This is a genomic window from Pseudomonas syringae group sp. 26L6 (assembly GCF_032587815.1).
Classification (GTDB): Bacteria; Pseudomonadota; Gammaproteobacteria; order Pseudomonadales; family Pseudomonadaceae; genus Aquipseudomonas; species Aquipseudomonas amygdali.
Map to the genome: position 1 here is coordinate 179968 of NZ_JAWHPJ010000001.1, position 17541 is coordinate 197508.

At 60.0% G+C, this 17541-nt stretch carries 11 protein-coding genes; 10 read left to right on the forward strand and 1 reads right to left on the reverse strand.

What is annotated here, in order from left to right; all coding sequences use genetic code 11:
• Position 1 precedes the first annotated feature (1 nt).
• The 6 genes from waaC to RYA97_RS00760 are packed head-to-tail and all read left to right on the forward strand — an operon-like array spanning position 2 to position 5948.
• Entirely contained in the window at positions 2-1066 is a 1065-nt protein-coding gene (gene waaC, locus RYA97_RS00735; protein ID WP_005778825.1) for a lipopolysaccharide heptosyltransferase I, read from the forward strand.
• Positions 1066-2187 (forward strand): glycosyltransferase family 4 protein, encoded by a 1122-nt coding sequence (locus RYA97_RS00740; RefSeq protein WP_002551770.1) that lies wholly within the window; start codon positions 1066-1068, stop codon positions 2185-2187. Before waaC ends, RYA97_RS00740 begins: the two co-directional genes overlap by 1 nt.
• Positions 2187-2993 (forward strand): lipopolysaccharide core heptose(I) kinase RfaP, encoded by an 807-nt coding sequence (rfaP, locus tag RYA97_RS00745; RefSeq protein WP_005743035.1) that lies wholly within the window; start codon positions 2187-2189, stop codon positions 2991-2993. The genes RYA97_RS00740 and rfaP overlap by 1 nt, the downstream gene beginning before the upstream one ends.
• The gene (locus RYA97_RS00750) at positions 2993-3727 is read left to right on the forward strand and encodes a lipopolysaccharide kinase InaA family protein (protein WP_005743033.1); all 735 of its coding nucleotides are present in this window, start codon (positions 2993-2995) and stop codon (positions 3725-3727) included. Before rfaP ends, RYA97_RS00750 begins: the two co-directional genes overlap by 1 nt.
• Entirely contained in the window at positions 3724-4503 is a 780-nt protein-coding gene (locus RYA97_RS00755) for a lipopolysaccharide kinase InaA family protein (RefSeq protein ID WP_005743032.1), read from the forward strand. Before RYA97_RS00750 ends, RYA97_RS00755 begins: the two co-directional genes overlap by 4 nt.
• Positions 4503-5948, forward strand: coding sequence for a lipopolysaccharide kinase InaA family protein (locus RYA97_RS00760; protein WP_117140129.1), 1446 nt, complete (start codon positions 4503-4505; stop codon positions 5946-5948). Before RYA97_RS00755 ends, RYA97_RS00760 begins: the two co-directional genes overlap by 1 nt.
• A 10-nt stretch (positions 5949-5958) precedes the next feature.
• Here RYA97_RS00760 and RYA97_RS00765 read toward each other — a convergent pair whose 3' ends face one another.
• Positions 5959-12051 carry a membrane-targeted effector domain-containing toxin gene (locus RYA97_RS00765; protein WP_057413660.1) on the reverse strand — a complete coding sequence of 2031 codons (6093 nt, stop codon included), beginning with the start codon at positions 12049-12051 and terminating at the stop codon, positions 5959-5961.
• Between the two features lie 302 nt (positions 12052-12353).
• On the opposite strand from RYA97_RS00765, the gene RYA97_RS00770 reads away from it, so the two are divergent.
• The 4 genes from RYA97_RS00770 to RYA97_RS00785 are packed head-to-tail and all read left to right on the forward strand — an operon-like array spanning position 12354 to position 17527.
• Positions 12354-14111 (forward strand): carbamoyltransferase, encoded by a 1758-nt coding sequence (locus RYA97_RS00770; protein ID WP_002551776.1) that lies wholly within the window; start codon positions 12354-12356, stop codon positions 14109-14111.
• Positions 14095-15225, forward strand: coding sequence for a glycosyltransferase (locus RYA97_RS00775; protein WP_005778837.1), 1131 nt, complete (start codon positions 14095-14097; stop codon positions 15223-15225). Before RYA97_RS00770 ends, RYA97_RS00775 begins: the two co-directional genes overlap by 17 nt.
• Entirely contained in the window at positions 15225-16121 is an 897-nt protein-coding gene (locus tag RYA97_RS00780) for an antimicrobial resistance protein Mig-14 (RefSeq protein ID WP_005731093.1), read from the forward strand. Before RYA97_RS00775 ends, RYA97_RS00780 begins: the two co-directional genes overlap by 1 nt.
• Entirely contained in the window at positions 16118-17527 is a 1410-nt protein-coding gene (locus RYA97_RS00785) for a PIG-L family deacetylase (protein ID WP_010206905.1), read from the forward strand. Before RYA97_RS00780 ends, RYA97_RS00785 begins: the two co-directional genes overlap by 4 nt.
• Positions 17528-17541 lie beyond the last annotated feature (14 nt).

Consider the following 17541-nt stretch of genomic DNA (forward strand, 5'->3'; position numbering starts at 1 on the left):
TTTGCGGGTACTGCTGATCAAGACTTCTTCGCTGGGCGATGTGATCCATGCCTTGCCCGCACTGACCGATGCGCAGCGAGCGCTGCCCGGCATCCGCTTTGACTGGGTAGTGGAAGAGGGTTTCGCCGAAATTCCCGCCTGGCACCCGGCGGTCGACAAGGTGATCCCGGTGGCGATCCGCCGCTGGCGCAAGCACCTTTGGCAGACCTTCAGGTCGGGGGAGTGGCGGCGCTTCAAACAGCAGGTGCGCGAACAGCGCTACGATCTGGTGATTGATGCTCAGGGCTTGTTCAAAAGTGCCTGGCTGACACGTTATGTCGATGCGCCGGTGGCGGGGCTGGACCGCGACTCGGCACGCGAACCGGTCGCCAGTCGCTTTTATGACCGCGCTTTTGCAGTGCCACGCGGGCAGCATGCGGTCGAACGACTGCGTCAGTTGTTCGCTCAGGCATTGGGTTATCCACAGCCGTCCGGTATGGGCGACTACGGCCTCAAGCCGCTGGCGACTCTGGATGACACGTTGCAGGCTCCGTTCGTGCTGTTCCTGCATGGCACAACCTGGGACACCAAGCACTGGCCCGAGTTGTACTGGCGACAACTGGCCGAACTGATGGCGGCTCGCGGCTTGCAGGTGCAATTGCCATGGGGCAACCCGGCAGAAAAGGCACGCGCCGAGCGCATTGCCGACGGTCTGGACAGCGCACACGTGCTGCCGAAATTGAATCTGGCGGGTGTAGCGCGGGTATTGGCCAGCGCACAGGCCTGCGTTGCGGTGGATACCGGAATCGGACACCTGGCCGCCGCACTGGACGTGCCGACCATTTCCCTGTTCGGCCCGACCAACCCGGGCCTGACCGGAGCGTATGGCAAGTCGCAGGTGCATCTGGCCAGCGACTATCCGGGCTGCACACCTTGCCTGCAAAAGAAATGCACGTACCAACCGACCGCCGATGATCAGCGCCGGTTCGACCTTAAACGCGAGTGGCCGATGTGCTTCACTCGTTTGAATCCCGAGCGAGTAGCGAGCCAACTGGGCGCGCTGTTGCTGGCAAAGGAACCTGGCTGATGCAACTGGCTTTTGTACTCTACAAATACTTTCCGTTTGGCGGCCTGCAACGCGATTTCATGCGCATTGCGCTGGAGTGCCAGCAGCGCGGCCACCAGATCCGCGTCTACACCCTGATCTGGGAAGGCGATGTGCCGCCCGGTTTTGAAGTGCTGGTAGCGCCGGTCAAGGCGTTCTTCAATCATCGACGCAATGAAAAGCTCACGGCGTGGATGGAAGCAGACCTGGCCAGGCGCCCGGTGGACCGTCTGATCGGTTTCAACAAGATGCCCGGTCTGGATGTGTATTACGCCGCCGACGGCTGCTTCGAGGACAAGGCGCAGAACCTGCGCAGCCCGCTGTATCGCAAGTGGGGCCGTTATCGCCACTTTGCTGACTACGAGCGCGCGGTGTTTGCTAAAGACTCGAAAACTCAGGTGTTGATGATTTCCGAAGTACAGCAGCCGCTGTTCATCAAGCATTACGACACCCCGCCGTCGCGCTTTCATTTGTTGCCACCGGGCATTTCCCAGGATCGCCGCGCACCGCCGGACGCACCAGACATCCGTGCTGGCTTTCGCAAGGAATTCGGGCTTGCCGACGAAGACCTGTTATTGGTGCAGATCGGCTCCGGTTTCAAGACAAAGGGCGTCGATCGCAGCCTGAAGGCGCTGGCGGCGTTGCCTGCCGAGCTCAAAAAGCGTACCCGCCTGTTTGTAATCGGCCAGGACGACCCCAAAGTATTCCAGTTGCAAAGCGCGGCGCTGGGCCTGGGCGACCAGGTGACGTTCATGAAAGGGCGCAGCGATATTCCGCGTTTTCTGCTGGGCGCCGACCTGCTGATTCATCCGGCTTACAACGAGAATACTGGCACCGTATTGCTTGAAGCACTGGTCGCCGGTTTGCCGGTTCTGGTCAGTGCAGTCTGCGGGTACGCCCATTACATAGCCGAAGCTGACTGTGGGCGGGTTCTGGACGAGCCGTTCGATCAGGTGCAACTCAATCGCTACCTGTCGGACATGCTTGAGGATGATGACGCGCGCAGCGCCTGGGGTCGCAATGGCCTGGCCTTTGCTGACACAGCGGACCTTTACAGCATGCCGCAACACGCTGCGGATGTGATTCTGGCGGAGCACTATTGATGAAGCTGTTCCTGGCTGAACCGTTCAAGAGCCTGTGGGCCGGACGCGATGCGTTCGTCGAGGTAGAGGGCCTGAGCGGCGAGGTCTACCGCGAGCTTGAAGGACGCCGCACGCTGCGCACCGAGGTCGACGGGCGTGGTTATTTCGTCAAGATCCACCGTGGTATCGGCTGGGGTGAAATCGCCAAGAACCTGGCAACTGCCAAGTTGCCAGTGCTGGGCGCTGGCAAGGAGTGGGACGCCATCGAGCGTCTGCATGAAGTCGGCGTCCCGACCATGACGGCCGTGGCCTATGGTGAACGTGGCAGCAACCCTGCCGCGCAGCATTCGTTTATTGTCACTGAAGAGCTGGCCCCGACTACCAGCCTGGAAGACGTCAGTATCAACTGGCGCAACGAGCCGCCGGAGCCCCGTCTGAAAAGAGCGTTTATCGCCGAAGTTGCCCGTTTGGTCGGTATGATGCACCGCGCCGGCGTGAACCATCGCGACTGTTACATCTGTCATTTTCTGTTGCACACCGACACACCGGTCACCGCTGACGATTTCAGATTGTCGGTCATCGACCTGCACCGTGCCCAGACGCGTCGGGCAATAACACCACGCTGGCGCAACAAGGACCTGGCCGCGCTGTACTTTTCAGCGCTGGACATTGGTCTCACGCGACGCGACAAGCTGCGTTTTCTCAAGGGTTATTTCCAGAAACCGCTGCGCGAAATACTGCTCAAGGAGGCGCCGCTGCTGACTTGGCTGGAGAAGAAGGCCGAGAAGCTTTATCAGCGCAAAGTGCGCTACGGGGATGCACTCTGATGGCGGGCTGGAAGCTTGAGCCCGAGTACGCTTTTCTGCAGCAGGATTTCGGCAGTCTGGATTCCGTGTTTGCCTTGCAAGGCCAGCAGTTGACCCGCGACCCGCTGTCCGACGTCATCCGCGTCGAGCGTGCCGGGGTTTACTACTACGTCAAACGCTACGTAGGTGCGGGCAAAGGCCTGCGCCGTTACATCGGCAAGCCCAGGGTCAAGTCCGAGTGGCAGAACCTCAAGCGTTTTGCCAAATGGGGCATTCCCACGGCAGAAGTGGTGGCCTGGGGGCTGGAGCGCAACGGCGCAGCGTATGATCGCGGCGCACTGATCACTCGCGGCTTGCCCAATACCGAAGACTTGTCTGCGCTGGCGCAACGCAAGGATCCGCGACTGGCCGACCAGCAATGGGTCGACGCTGTAAGTCACCAGCTGGCTGCCTGTACCCGGACCATGCACGACAACCATTTCACACATAATGATTTGAAATGGCGCAACCTGTTGGTTGATGACGAAGGTCGGCTGTTTTTCATCGATTGCCCTAATGGCGCATTCTGGTGGAGCTTCATGCTGCGCTATCGGATCACCAAGGATCTGGCGTGCCTGGACAAGGTCGCGAAGTATCACTTGTCGGCCACCCAGCGCCTGCGCTTCTACCTGCAGTACCGTCAGCGAACGCGGTTGAACGCCTCCGACAAAAAACGTATCCGACATATCGTCAGCTTTTTCGAGGGCCGTGAATGAGCGTTTTTATTGCCAGTGCCGACCTGCCGTTACTGGCGCGTCACAACCTGGCTGATTTTGAATCGCTTTGGAACATCAGGCTCGATGCGGTCGACGAGCCCAATACCGGGCGCGGCGGCTGGAGCAGTGTGTTCCGCCTCGACCTGGAGGGTCAGGGTTTTTACCTCAAGCGCCAGAGCAATTACCTGACTCGCACGTTGCATCATCCGTTTGGCGAGCCGTCCTTCTCTCGTGAGTTTCGTAATATCAGTCGCTATCGCAAGCTGGGCATTCCCGCGCTGCAAGCGGTGTTTTATGGCGAGCGCAAGGTCGACGGGGAGCGCCGGGCGATCCTCATGACGCGTGCGCTGGACGGCTGGACCGATCTCGACGAACTGTTGCAGCAGTGGAACCAGATGGAGAGCGTGCAGCGTCTGGCGGTACTTCACGCCTGCGGCCAATTGGCCCGCACACTGCACGGTGCCGGGCAGGTTCATGGCTGCTTTTATCCCAAGCATATTTTTCTGCAGGCGGTGGGAAAGGGCTATCAGGCGCAACTGATCGACCTGGAGAAAACCCGTCCGGTGATCTTCGGCAAGCGTGATCTTGCCCGTGACCTGGAACCGCTGCTGCGCCGTGCGCCGATGTGGCATGAAGCCGAGCGCCGCGAGCTGTTGGCGGCATACCTGCAAGCCACTCCGGACAGCTTGCTGGTCGATGCCTGGAATGCGCGTTTGGGCAAGCGCAGCGCTCACAAACGAGACCTTCAACACCGCGATGATAAAGAGACCCGTTGATGCGCTTGTCTGAACTCAAGAATGCCGGACGTACCCCCGAGTTGCCGATGAGTCTGACGCTGGCCGATGCTGCCGGTTCGGCTGAACTGCAATTGTTGACCCTGCTGCGCGTATTGCCGGGGCAGCGCTATGTGGGCGCAGGCGTTTGGCGAGGCCGAACGGTGCTGGCAAAACTGCTGGTGGGCGACAAGGCGGCCCGGCACTTTCAGCGTGAGCTGGCCGGGGTGCGTCTGCTTGCCGAACAGGGGCTGACCACTCCGCTGCTGCTGGCCGACGGTTTGCAGGATGGCGAGGGTGGCTGGCTGTTGTTCGAGTTTCTGGAGCAGGCGTCAAGCCTGGGCGATGCCTGGAATGCTGTCCAGGACCTGCCACCGCTGGCGGATGAGCAGCAAGCCGTGCTCGGCGAGGCGCTGAGCGCCATCGCTCAACAGCACGCCAAAGGCTTGTGGCAGGAAGATCTGCATCTGGACAATCTGCTGCGCCACCAAGGCCGGCTGTACCTGATTGATGGTGCCGGCATTCGCGCCGAGCAGGCCGGCAAACCGTTGTCCCGGCAAAAGGTGCTGGAAAACCTCGGCGTGTTCTTCGCCCAGTTGCCCAGGTCTTTCGAGCCCTTCACTGAAGAGTTGCTGGTGCATTACCTGTTGAGCAACGCCGAACATGGTTTGCCGATGGAGGCGCTGCAAAAGCAGATCGACAAGGTTCGCAGCTGGCGGCTCAAGGACTTCATGGGCAAGACCGTGCGCGATTGCAGTCTGTTCAGCGTCGAGGACAGCGCTTCGGTGTTCCGTGCTGTTCGTCGCGAGGAAGAACCCGCGATGCTGCCGGTACTTGATCAGGCTGATGCCCTGCTCGACAAGGGGCATCTGTACAAGACCGGTGGCGCTGCGAGCGTATGCCGTGTCGAAATCAGTGGTCGTACGCTGGTCATCAAGCGTTACAACATCAAGAATTTCAGTCACTGGCTCAAGCGCTTCTGGCGTCCCAGCCGGGCCTGGCATTCATGGCGCGAAGGTAACCGCCTGATGTTTCTCGGCATCGCCACGCCAAAACCGCTGGCAGTTCAGGAAAAGCGTTTTCTCGGCTTGCGCAGCAAAGCCTGGCTGGTGACCGAGTTTATCGAGGGACCGGACATCATCGAGCGCTTCGCTCCCCATGTGGCAACCGGTGATGCACCAGAGGCCGAACTGCTGGCGCTGGACACGCTGTTCGCACAGCTTATCCAGGCGCGTATCAGTCATGGTGATTTCAAGGGGCATAACCTGTTCTGGCACACCGATCGCTGGGCGATGATCGACCTGGATGCCATGCAGCAGCACAGTTCTCAATCGTCCTTTGCAGCAGCCTACGCGCGTGACCGGGCGCGGTTTATGCGCAACTGGCCGGTGCAGAGTGCGCTGCACCAGATACTGGAGCAGCGCTTGCCGAAGATCACGCCAGACTGAGCCTGGCCTCTCAGGCAATGCGGGTGAGGTTCATCGCCTCGAGGGCCGTCACCAGCGCGTCCATGTCGTCGAAGGGTTTGAGGTGGATACGCGGCCAACGCACACGCTCCAGATACAGTTTGCCCTCGGCATTGCGCTGCACCGGTGTGCGATGAATCCATGTGTCACGAGCACGATGGACGATGGTCTGCAAATCGCCTTCGCCCTGTTGCACCAGAAACATTCCCGGCTTGAAGAGGCGTTGGTCAATGCTTAAGAGCCTGGCTGACTCTGGGCGCGACACTTCCATAGCCACTCGGTAATCGCCCTTGATGTAGACCTGTTCATTGGTTATGCCTCCCGTAACAAGCTCTCCCGGATCCGGTACTACGCCGGTCGATTTCCCTGGTGCCACATCGATAACCCGCAGACCGATCCCTCCTTGCAGTTCTGCAATACCGGGTACCACGCCCTGGTAGGTATTGGAATGGCTGTTGCCCACCAGCGCGATCCATTTGTGGGAACCCATCACGTCCTGATGCCTGCGGATTGTGCGCGACGCAAAGTAATTCATCATCTGCTGGCGGGTGATGGACTCTTCCCTGGCAATACCTTTGAGGTGATAGCTGCTTGCGCAGTCGATAGCGCGGACCTCCAGGCCGTACTGCCGCGCCTTGATGATCAGTTGTTCGAAGTTATAGACCTTGTCCGGGTCGGTGTGATGCCCACGGTCCAGGATTTTCAGGTCATGCAGCAACGTTTTGCTCATCTGGCCGGTTTCGAAGAAACGATCCAGGTCCGCCTGATGCAGGTCGGTCAGCAGGTGCTCCATGTACAACGTCTTGACGTTTTGCCGCGCCAGCAATGGCAGGTTGTCGATGATCAGTTTCTTGCTCGAAACAGAAAAATGCGACTCGCCGATAACGATGCCTTCCGTGTGACGGTACAGGGTTTCAAGCAGCCCCGCCGTGCTCGTCTGTGGCTCGATGGCTGGCAATGTCGGGCGAGGTGGCAGTTGGGCTGATCTGATCGTGGCGGCGTCCTTTTGCAGATTTTTGCGGCGCTGGGCGAACGTATTGCGAACAGTGTCGAGTTTTGTGTCTTCAAAGAAATACTCCATGTCGAGCCCTTTCCTTTCGAAGTTCGCCAATGTATGAAGCGTCGTTCTGGTATCAAGCGGCATCTCATAGGTCGCGTCGGCCAAGGATTGCTGGATCGCTGTCATCGGGCTGTCGGCAGTCCACTCTTCGGGTGGTACGCGTAGCCAGGTAGTGTTTTCGCCGTGGACAAACCCGTACTGGCCCGCCCAATGCTCGCCCTCGGCAACGGAGCCCCTCAGCTCGCGGATCAGCATGTCATCCACAGGGGTGGCGGGGGGCAGCGGAACGCCCGGCAGTGCAGGGTCGGCAAACGCAATGGTGAAGTCACAGCGAGTCGGCGTGTTTTGATGCGGCCCGTTGGTACCTTCACTTATGCGGGTCGGGCGTCCTGCCGGTATGTCCTGAACATGCACACTGACGACTCCTTGCATCTCGGCAATGCCGGGCGCCTGATCATGCGTCGTGGCAAGTTTCTGGTCGAGCAGTGCGACCCAGCGTTTGGAAGAGCCGGGTGCGATGTCCTGGCTGATGAGCCTGTGCCCGAAGAAGTTGCTCATTTTGCTGGCCGCTGCCGGATCATCAGCGGCGGCCAGCACCGAATGGCCGAAAAACGGGTAGCTTATCGACGAGCTGAACGGGCGCACTTCGATGCCGTGACGGTGGGCTTCCTTGATCAGGTGGTAGTAGTCGTATTCGCTGCTCGAGTTGTTCAAGGCGCCGCGATTGACGTCGTGCAGGTAGTACTTGAGCTCATGAGAGCCAGAGCGACTCTTTTTGCCCAGATGGCGATATCTGTTTAGTTTAAGCAGGTGTTTGTCGGTGAGCAGGTGTTCGATGTACAGGACCTCGACACGCTGTTCTGCCAGCAAAGGCATGTTAAGCAGGAGCAGGCGCTTGCTGGCTACCGACTTTGGGGCCTCGCTGAAAACCAACCCGTTGCTGTGCGTGAAGATGTGCTCGATCAGCGTCTCGACTCTACCGGGCAGGCCATAAGCGGGCAGTGTCGGCCTGGGCGGCGGAGAAAATCGGGCAAAAAATGCCTGAGCGTCCTGGTAGAGCTTTTCCCGAAACGCTGTAAAGGTCTGGCGTATTTCCGTGAAATAGGTCTCGAAATAGATTTCCAGACCTGCGCCGGTCGGGTCAAAGACTTCCTTGCTGATGACGATGTCCAGATGCGCTCTCATGGTGCTTGGCATCTCATAGTCGATCAACGTGTTGAGCGAGCCTGCGGCGGCATCTTCAGGCAGTGGCCTATAGTTCCCCGGACCGTCCAGCCCGCCGCCGCGCAAGCGCCGGTCGACGACCAGCCACTGGCCCTGTTCATTCAGGCGAACCGGCTGTTTGCCGAAGAATGCGAATGGATTGGCCGGATCGATGATCTGCCAGCAGCGCAGATGCGCATCGTATTGAACCTGAAAGGTGTTGCCTGACAACCTGATGTAATTTTTTCCGTTGAGTGCGTACACGCCTTTCGCGTGGCCGTCGGTGATACGTGGCACGTTATCCAGCGAAACGTCGACTGCCAGGTCGGTGCGCAGCCCGGAAGGCGCGCGCGCCAAGGCGTTGGGCGGTGGCAGGAGTGGCTGCCAGGCACCAGCGGCTTCTCGCAGGGCGAACTGACCGGTTGCCATCGGGGGCGCCGAGGCGACGTGGGGTGCATGGAAAACTGCAGCGTGACCATGGGCGTTGGGCTTGCCGATCAGAAAAACCTGCTCCTGCAGTTCAACCGGGTACAGGTCCTCGTAACGCGGCAGCGAGGACTGGCGCTGGAACGAGCGCAGGACCGGCGCTGATTGATGACCGTGCTCAAGCTGATGCAATACGCCGCCGAAGCCCTTAATGCCAACCAACAAGTCGCTGCCTGCGCCGATGCCGTTGAAGAGTGCCGAGAGCATGTATGTTGCAGCGCGTTGCTGGTCGCCTTCAGTCAAGGCGGCAACTGCCTGCCCGCTGTCATGCAATGAAAGCAGGCTGCCAACCGCAAAGCTTGCCGGTGGGAACGGCAGGGTCAAGGCGGTAGCAATTATCTCGACGCTGACCCGGATCAGCCGGACGAGCATGTCGTTGCGGCCGGTGGTGGTCTCTTCCACATCACGCAACCTGCGCTCCAGCGGCCTGTTGAAACAGGTATCGGCGAAGTCTGAAATGAATGCCTTGGGAATGACCGGAGGTTTGTTGGCCTTACCCTGCTGCATGTCGCGGAGCAAGAACGACAAGGTTCGGCGCGTCTTGATCCGGCAGCGATCCTTGTAGTAATCGATCATGCCTTCGCTAACGAGCGAGCGCACAAAGTCGCTGAACAGACGAAACTCGATACCGTCAGGCGCCTGTGGCGTGTAGAGCAGCGCAGCATGGCGAGTCTGTGTCGGCAGGATCACCAGGCAGCCCTGCACGGTTTCGACGTGGGTGAGCAGCGTGCTGGGGATGACCAGTTGATCGACGCCGGTCAGCCCCGAGGCGATAAACGGTTTGTCCACATGCACTTGCAGCGGGTAGAGGGGATATCGCTCGCGGGAGGCGGTGTCGTCAAGGTGGGCGTTATCCAGAGATTGTTTCAACCACGCATAGTGCGCTGCTTCGATATGACCTTTCAGCACGCTGCGCAATGCCGCTGCCTGCATCTGCAGTTGCGTGATCATCACGCTGAACTGGCGACGATAGGCATAGCCTTCGCTTTCGCTGTTCAGCAGGGTGTTTCTGATCAAGGCAATGTACTCGTCCGCCAGCCACTGACCGCGCACCGAACCTGCAACGGCAGCAGCTGACAGCGCGCTCACGTCGATGCCTTCCGGGCCGCTGAACGTCGCGTTGGTTGCTGCGGAAGCACGCAAGGGGTCAATGCTGTCGTCATAGCCATTGAGCAGCATGTCGGTGTAGGTCAGTGTTTCGCGCTCGGTAGTAATTACGATCAGGTCGGGGTCTACCGTGCCGGCTGGTACGTTCAGCAGCTTGCCGATTTGCTGGCTGGCACGTTGGTGTACGTAATCCTGGAATGGCTTGACTCCCGTGTGTGGCTGCGCCTGATAGTTGTCGAGCGCTCCGCCAATGGCCTGTTCAAGGGCCAACAGTTCCCGGCGCTGGGCGCGACTGGCGCGCAGGTACCAGTCCGGCGTATGCCTGGCCTGTTCGGAAAGCAATATGCGGGTCTGTTCGTCGGTAAAGCGGCGCAAGGCCGACTCGCAGTCCGCATGATCAATAAACTGAATGAAGTCTTTCGAAGGCTGGGGTTTGAGTGCCAGTGCCGTCAGTTGCTCTGCCAGTGCCGCACGGGCATCCACTTCCACCTGATCGAGCAGGTAGTTGACCATTGATGGCGAAGCAGTCCAGCCGACCACCTCGTGCAGCAGTTGGGTTTCAGTGTCGAAGGCTTTGAAGTACTGCTGCCCGGGTGCATCGGTGGCGACCATGATCAGCCGCTGCGTACGCCCCTCGGCACCCTGCTTGCGAAACACCAGCAATCTGGCCATCACGTTGCGGTTGTTGAGTTTGATCTGTTGTACACGCAATGCTGGATCGGATGCGCGCGCTGCCGGGCCGGTCAGTGCCGCGACCATGGCGAAATCACCGGGCTGGATATGCCCCTGCATCTTCGCCGCCCAACCCTGCGCGGTCAGTCGGGTTCGCGCCAGTGCGCAGAGCATTTGCCGGTTGTGCTCTTGCTGGTAAGCCTTGCGTTGAAACTCGCCAAACTCCGCCCGCAGATCGAGCTCATCGATCACTCCGGCAAGGTAAGCCGGATTCAATGCCGAGCAGGCTGCATCAAGCGGTTTGCCATCAAGAGTGATAACGGTGTGATCGATAAAGTCCGAGCCTGCACTCTCGTCTTCCGGGTGCAGGCCATAGAGTGCCAGCTCGACCAGTGAGCATGTCACGCGGTAGGTCTCGCTCGTGGATGGCAGCGTGCGCCGCGTGTCGATGGTCAATGCGCGTGGGTCCAGGTCATGGCCCAGGTCATCGGCCAGCCGGGTGCGCAAACGTGCTTCGGCAAAATGTTCTGGAGAGGCCGCGATGCCCAGTACGCTGAGCATCGCTGCATGCGCCTCATCGTAGTGTCGCAAGTGCCAGGCATAGGTCTGCAGGTCGGCTTCGCTGGCTATCTTCATCCAGTCCGGCAGGCTTCGATGATACTGACGTTGCCTGTTGGTCAGTTCGCGCAGTTCGAGCATGTAGGCAGGGCCAAGCAGGCGGCGCATGTCGATGGCTGCCTGAATCAGCGCCTGACGTGTTGCCCGGTCTTCAGTATCAGGTCGTTCGCACGCATGGCGAATGTCATTGCGCTGCTTGTTCAGCAGGCGATCCAGGGCATGCATGAAGGGGGGGGTGGTGACCGGCTGTAGTTGCAGGTCTTCAGCCTTGAATGGCTCAAGGTAAAGGTCGGCGTCCTGGATGATCTTGAAAAGCTGATCTTGATGACGCCTTTCCATCGTGTTCAGAAGAGCATCCTGCAACGTCGCTGTGTTGAGCCAGCGCGTCAGGGTTGCGAGCATCAGGGCCTGCGTGGCAAAGCCCATGATACCGAGCCCGGGTAACATCAGCAGCGTGCGTCCCTGTTCCTCGGATATCGCCAGCGCGCCTGCCATTTCAACGTGTTCGTCATCGTGCAGTTGCACATGCAGCGAGGCGTAAGTGAGCGCCGGGCTTTGATCGGGCGAGTCCGGCAGGCAGACAAGATAGCCACTCTCCAGATCACGCTCGTGAATCCTGACGCTGGCTTCATCACGCAAGGCTCGCTGCAAGGCAGGTACAAGCCGGTCGCGGCGGCTTTCAGCGTTTTTGCCAGGGTCTGTCCAGTAGTCATCGGTCTGTTGCAGCAGGCTGAATATTTCCAGTTCCCGTTCAGAAACATCGGAACCGCCAAGCGCAGTCAACAGCGCTTCGCCCGGGCCAGGCTGGGCCTTCAGCTCGATGGCCAGAAGTGTGCGCAGTTCATCGAGCCTTTTCAGTGCGGCGGAGGCGGCAGGCCAGGTATCGGCAGGTTTCAGTGGTGTAGGCGTTATAGCCAAAGAGGACAGTGTTTGTGTCATGACAGGCGTTCCATTGCGCGCTTCAGGCGCTGAGGTTTGAGCGACGGCCGTCGGGCCGGCGACGATGGGCCTCAATTAATCAGAAGCAACGGGCGTCAGGTCGTAGATAGTTATTGATGCTGAGAAAGAGATGTTTCCTACGCCGTCTGGCGGGCATCCCCGATGACATTTCAGCGCGTCGAGCCAATCCTTGGTCATTACGTTATAATCCCGCCCTTTAGCTGCCCTCAGCCCGCTGTGCGGGGGCACACCTTTTCTCGGGCGCAATGCGCCTGCATGCAGACTAAAGAGGCTAGACCCTAGTGGCATTGACGATCCTTGGCCTGTCCGGCGCCCTTAGCCATGATCCTTCCGCAGCGCTTTATATCGACGGCAAGCTGATAGCAGCGGCTGAAGAAGAGCGCTTCGTTCGTGACAAACACGCGAAGAACCGCATGCCCTACGAGTCGGCGAAGTTCTGTCTGGAACAGGCAGGCATCAAGCCTTCGGACGTCGACGTGGTTGCAATTCCGTTCGCCCCCATCAGCCTGTTCGGCAAGGCCCGCTGGCACTACGCCAAGCGCTACTGGTACGCGCCGGATCGCGCCCTTGATGCGTTGCTGATGGGCAACCGCCGCTATAAGCGCTACCGCAACAAGATCGTCTGGTGCCTCGAGCAACTGGGCTTCGATCCGAAAAAGATCAAGATCGAGCCGGTCGAGCATCACCTGGCCCACGCATCCAGCGCCTACCACTGCTCCGGTTTCACCGAGAAAACCGCGATCATGGGCATCGACGGCAAGGGTGAGTACGCCACGACCTTCTTCGGCTATGGCGAAAACGGCAAGATCCATAAGATCAAGGAATTCTTCGATCCGGACTCGCTGGGCGGCCTGTATGGCGCTATCACCGAATTCCTCGGTTTCGAGATGCTCGACGGCGAATTCAAGGTGATGGGCATGGCACCGTACGGCGATGCCAGCAAGTATGATTTTTCGCGTCTGGCCACGTTCGAGAACGGCGAGCTGATCATCAATACCGAGCTGGCCAATGTCATTGGCCTGCGTCGCTATAAAGAGAACGGCAAGGGCTTCTACTTCTCGCCGAAGCTGATCGAGTGGCTCGGCCCGAAACGCGTTGGCGACGTAGCCGACGAGCCCTACATTCACTATGCCGCGAGCATGCAGGCACTGTTCGAAAAGCTCGCGTTGCAGATGATGGATCACTACCTGGGTGACATCCTCAAGGAGACCGGCAAGATCGCTTTCGCCGGTGGCTGTGCGCTTAACGTCAAACTCAACCAGCGCATCATTGCCCGTCCTGAAGTCAAGGAACTGTTCGTGCAGCCTGCGTCCGGCGATGCCGGTACGGCGGTTGGTGCCGCGGCTTATGTGTCCCACGCTCGCGGTGTGCCGGTCGAGAAGATGGAACACGTCTACCTTGGCCCGGCGTACAGCAACGAAGACGTGATCGCGGCCTGTGCTCGGCACCCGAGCAAGCCGGTCTGGCGTCAGATCGACAATACGCCACAGCGGATTGCCGAAATCATGGTCAAGGGCAACCCGGTTGCCTGGTTCCAGGGACGCATGGAGTTCGGTCCGCGTGCGCTGGGTGGTCGCTCGATCATCGGTTGCCCGAGCGTTACCGGGGTAGCCGACCGTATCAACCATCAGATCAAGTTCCGCGAGCGCTGGAGGCCTTTCTGCCCGTCGATGCTCGACACCGTCGCGCCGCAGATGATCAAGATCGATCACCCGGCACCGTTCATGACCTTCACCTTCGAAGTGGCGGAAGAGTGGAAAACCCGTGTTCCGGAAGTCGTCCATGAAGACGGCACTTCCCGTGCCCAGGTGCTCAAGCGCGAATACAACCCGCGCTACTACGACATGATGAAGGCGCTGGAAGAACTGACCGGCAATGGCGTTTCCCTGAACACCTCGCTCAACCGCCGTGGCGAACCGATGATCTGCTCGCCGACCGATGCGCTGAACATGTTCTTCGGCTCGGACCTCGAGTACCTGATCATGGAAGACATCCTGGTGGTCAAAGAGGGCGTCGAGGCTTATGACACGCTCGGCTGAACGTCACGTACTGCAGTTCTGTCACGGCTATGATGGGCCGTTTCTGGACTGCGCACGGCAATACGCCAGTCTGTTTGCCGGCAAGGGCTATCGGGTGACGACGGTGTTTCTGACCGGCGCCGCCGACCCCGACGTAGTCGCCGACTGCGGCTCGGACGAAGTGCTGTTCATGGAATACAGCTCCAGCGCCATTCGTGGCCTGAAGCTGGGTGCCATCCGTGACCTGCGCAAAATTGCCGCGACGCGCTCGTTCAGCTTTTGCATCGCGCACCGCTTCAAGCCGGTGTACATCGCCCTGTTGGCGACGAAGTTACCGGTGATCGGTGTGCATCATGCGTTCGGCGATTACCACCGGCGCAGTCGCAAGCTGTTCGCCAACCTGTTTCGCAAGCGCCTGAGCCTACTCGGTGTTTCCGATGCGGTCCGCGACGACATGCGCAGCAGCCTGCCCAAGTGGCCGGCCGAGCGCATTCAGACGTTGTACAACCGGATCGACGTCGAGCAACTGCAGGGCAGTCAGTTTTCCGCTGAAGATGCCCGCGCAGAGCTGGGTCTGTCTGCCTCGGCCTGGATCGTCGCCAACGTCGGTCGCCTGCATCCGGACAAGGATCAGGCCACGCTGTTGCGCGGCTTTGCCGAAGCGCTGCCCAATCTTCCCGAGAACAGCCAGCTGGTGATTCTCGGCAAGGGCCGCCTGGAAGAAAACCTCAAGGCGCTTGCGCTGGAGCTGGGCATTGGTCCGCACGTGCTGTTTCTTGGGCAGGTGCCTGACGCCCGCCGCTACTTCAAGGCGTTCGATGTATTCGCCCTGAGCTCTGACCACGAGCCGTTCGGTATGGTCCTTCTGGAGGCGATGGTGGCCGGTGTGCCACTGGTTGCAACGTCCTGCGGCGGCGCGAAGGAAGTGGTCGAAGACGTGGGTCTGCTGTTCCCGCTGGGTGATGTTCACAGCCTGGCGCACGGCCTGGTACACATGGCCGGTCTTGACGCCGAGCAGCGTCAGGACTGCGCCGAGCGCATGTTGCTGCGTTTGCGCGAACGCTTTTCCGATCATGCTGTGCGCGATGTCTTCTGGCGGCTGCCGCAAGTCTCCAGCCTGACGGCGGGGGCCTGATGCTCAATCGATTCAAAGGCTGGCGCGAGCGTGGCTGGGTGCAGATCGACGCGGCTGCTTACGAGCAGGCATGGCAACGGTTGGGTGGCAGCGTAGCCACTCATCCGCTGGTCGTTGCGCGCCTGTCGGAATTTTCCGGTATTGCTGTGCGTTATCTGGCCTGGGAGCAGGGCGGCGAAGTAAAGGCAGCGATTGCCACCTGGGGGCGTTCGCTGGCGCTGTCCAAGGACGAACTCAAGCGTCACGGCAAGAAAGGCCTGTTCGATCTGGGCAACGCCGAACTGATTTTGCCGGTGGCCGACGATATTCAGGTCCCGGTCCGCCATCGTGCCCGCTATGTGTCTGCGCTCAACGAGGGGCGCATCAGCACCTTCAGGCCGCAGACCGAATCGCTGGCGATGGCGCGTACGCCCGAAGAACTGTCCAAGAAATTTCGTTACAACCAGCGTCGTGAACTTCGCTTGCTGGAGGAGGCTGGCGGTACGGTAAGACCTGTCAGCGAGTTCAGCAGCGCCGAGCTGGCGAGTATGTATTGCGATCTGTTTCAGCGTCGCTGGGGCTTTGAGGCCACCGGTGCCCGGCACAAGGCCGAGGTCATCGAATTGCTGCGTGAACTGCTGATCGGTTCGGTGGTGTTTCTCAACGATGCGCCGATTGCCATTCAACTGGTGTATCGCGTCGAAGCGCCGCAGTGGGTCAGCATCGAGTACGTCAACGGCGGTGTCGATCCCGAAACCCGGGACTTCAGCCCAGGCAGCGTGCTGAGTTTCGTCAATACCCAGTCCGCCTGGGAGAACGCCCGCGCCTTGGGCAAATCACTGCGTTTTTCCTTTGGTCGTGCCGACCGCGAGTACAAGGACCGATGGTGCAACCCCGTTCCGGTGTTCCAGATTTGAGTCGCAAGCAACAGTTGCTCAAGCGCCATCGCCGTAACAAGCGGCTGGCGTTACTGGGTGGCCTGCTGCTGTTGATTGCCATCGGCGTGTTGACGGTCTGGTGGCTGGTGCCGCTCGTGGCTGTTTGCGCATGGGTCGCCCATGAAGCCTGGTTTGCCGATCATCTGTTTTATTCACCCACCGACGACTATCAGTACAGTTTTCCGGCCGACAGCGAAGTACCAGGCGTCCGTCTGGACGGTGGCACGTTGCTGATCGACCCCGCCGTGCAACTGAACGGCGACGAAACATTGATACTGGCACTGACAGTAAAAAGCACCTGGCTGGGACGTTTTCTCGACCCGGTGGTGGAGTTGCAGGGGCAGGCCTTGAGTGACCGGCAGGCCTTCGAGCGTGGCGTTTGCGGCGTGCGTTATCTGAACCTGACCGGTCTTGGCGAGCCGCTGGCTGCGGGTGCCCTGCAACTGCGCGGACGTTTCTGTCGTCTTGCCGGTACGCCGCGCCTCTGGCTGTTTCGTCAGGCGGATGCGCGAAAGCAGCGTGTCATGGTCATCGCGCCGCATGCCGACGATGCCGAGCTCGCCGCGTTCGGGCTTTACAGCCAGGCCGAGGAAGCCTGGATTGTCACGCTGACCGCCGGTGAGATCGAGGCTGAACATTATCGCCAGATGGGCATGCAGCGCGCCGAAGCTGCGCGCATGAAGGGCCGCTTGCGGGCCTGGGACAGTATCGCCGTGGCGCGCTGGGGCGGGGTGCCCGAGTCGCAGTGTGTGCAATTGGGCTATTTCTGCCTGCAACTGCCCGCCATGCAGGCTGCGCCGGATACGCCGGTCGCCTCGCGTGAGGCGGATCTGACCGATACGCGGTTGTTTCGCCAGTTCAATACGCTGCCATTGCCCGGCGATGACGGCCTGCCAACCTGGAATAACCTGCTCGCCGACCTGCGTGCACTGGTCCTCAAGGCCAGGCCGCAGGTTATTGTCATGCCGCACCCGGCCATCGATCCGCATCCCGACCATATCTGTGCCCAGGCAGCCGTGCGTGAAGCGCTGGCCGGTCTTGAATGGCAGCCAGACGTGGTGCTCGGTTACGCCAACCACTTGCACGACAACGACCGTTGGCCAATGGGCGATGCCTACAGTGGCATCAGCCTGCCGCCGGTATTCGATGCCAGTCTGCCGCTGGTACCGTACAGCCTGCACTTATCGGTTGCGGCCCAACGCGACAAGGCAATGGCGCTGGGTATGATGCATGACCTGTTGCCGCCGATGCCGTTCAAACGCCGTGTGCGCCGTACGTTGCAACGCGTTCTGGCCGGTCGCCACTGGCCGGCCGAAGGCGAAAACGAATTCTTCCGCAAAGCTGTGCGACGACACGAGTTGTTCTGGCGCAGCCGTGACATCTGATTCAGCAGGCGCAG

Excerpts from the sequence above, each read along its gene's own strand:
- RYA97_RS00740 (WP_002551770.1), top strand. The coding sequence starts at position 1,066 with ATGCAACTGGCTTTTGTACTCTACAAATACTTTCCGTTTGGCGGCCTG.
- rfaP (WP_005743035.1), top strand. The coding sequence starts at position 2,187 with ATGAAGCTGTTCCTGGCTGAACCGTTCAAGAGCCTGTGGGCCGGACGC.
- RYA97_RS00750 (WP_005743033.1), top strand. The coding sequence starts at position 2,993 with ATGGCGGGCTGGAAGCTTGAGCCCGAGTACGCTTTTCTGCAGCAGGAT.
- RYA97_RS00755 (WP_005743032.1), top strand. The coding sequence starts at position 3,724 with ATGAGCGTTTTTATTGCCAGTGCCGACCTGCCGTTACTGGCGCGTCAC.
- RYA97_RS00760 (WP_117140129.1), top strand. The coding sequence starts at position 4,503 with ATGCGCTTGTCTGAACTCAAGAATGCCGGACGTACCCCCGAGTTGCCG.
- RYA97_RS00765 (WP_057413660.1), bottom strand. The coding sequence starts at position 12,051 with ATGACACAAACACTGTCCTCTTTGGCTATAACGCCTACACCACTGAAA.
- RYA97_RS00775 (WP_005778837.1), top strand. The coding sequence starts at position 14,095 with ATGACACGCTCGGCTGAACGTCACGTACTGCAGTTCTGTCACGGCTAT.
- RYA97_RS00780 (WP_005731093.1), top strand. The coding sequence starts at position 15,225 with ATGCTCAATCGATTCAAAGGCTGGCGCGAGCGTGGCTGGGTGCAGATC.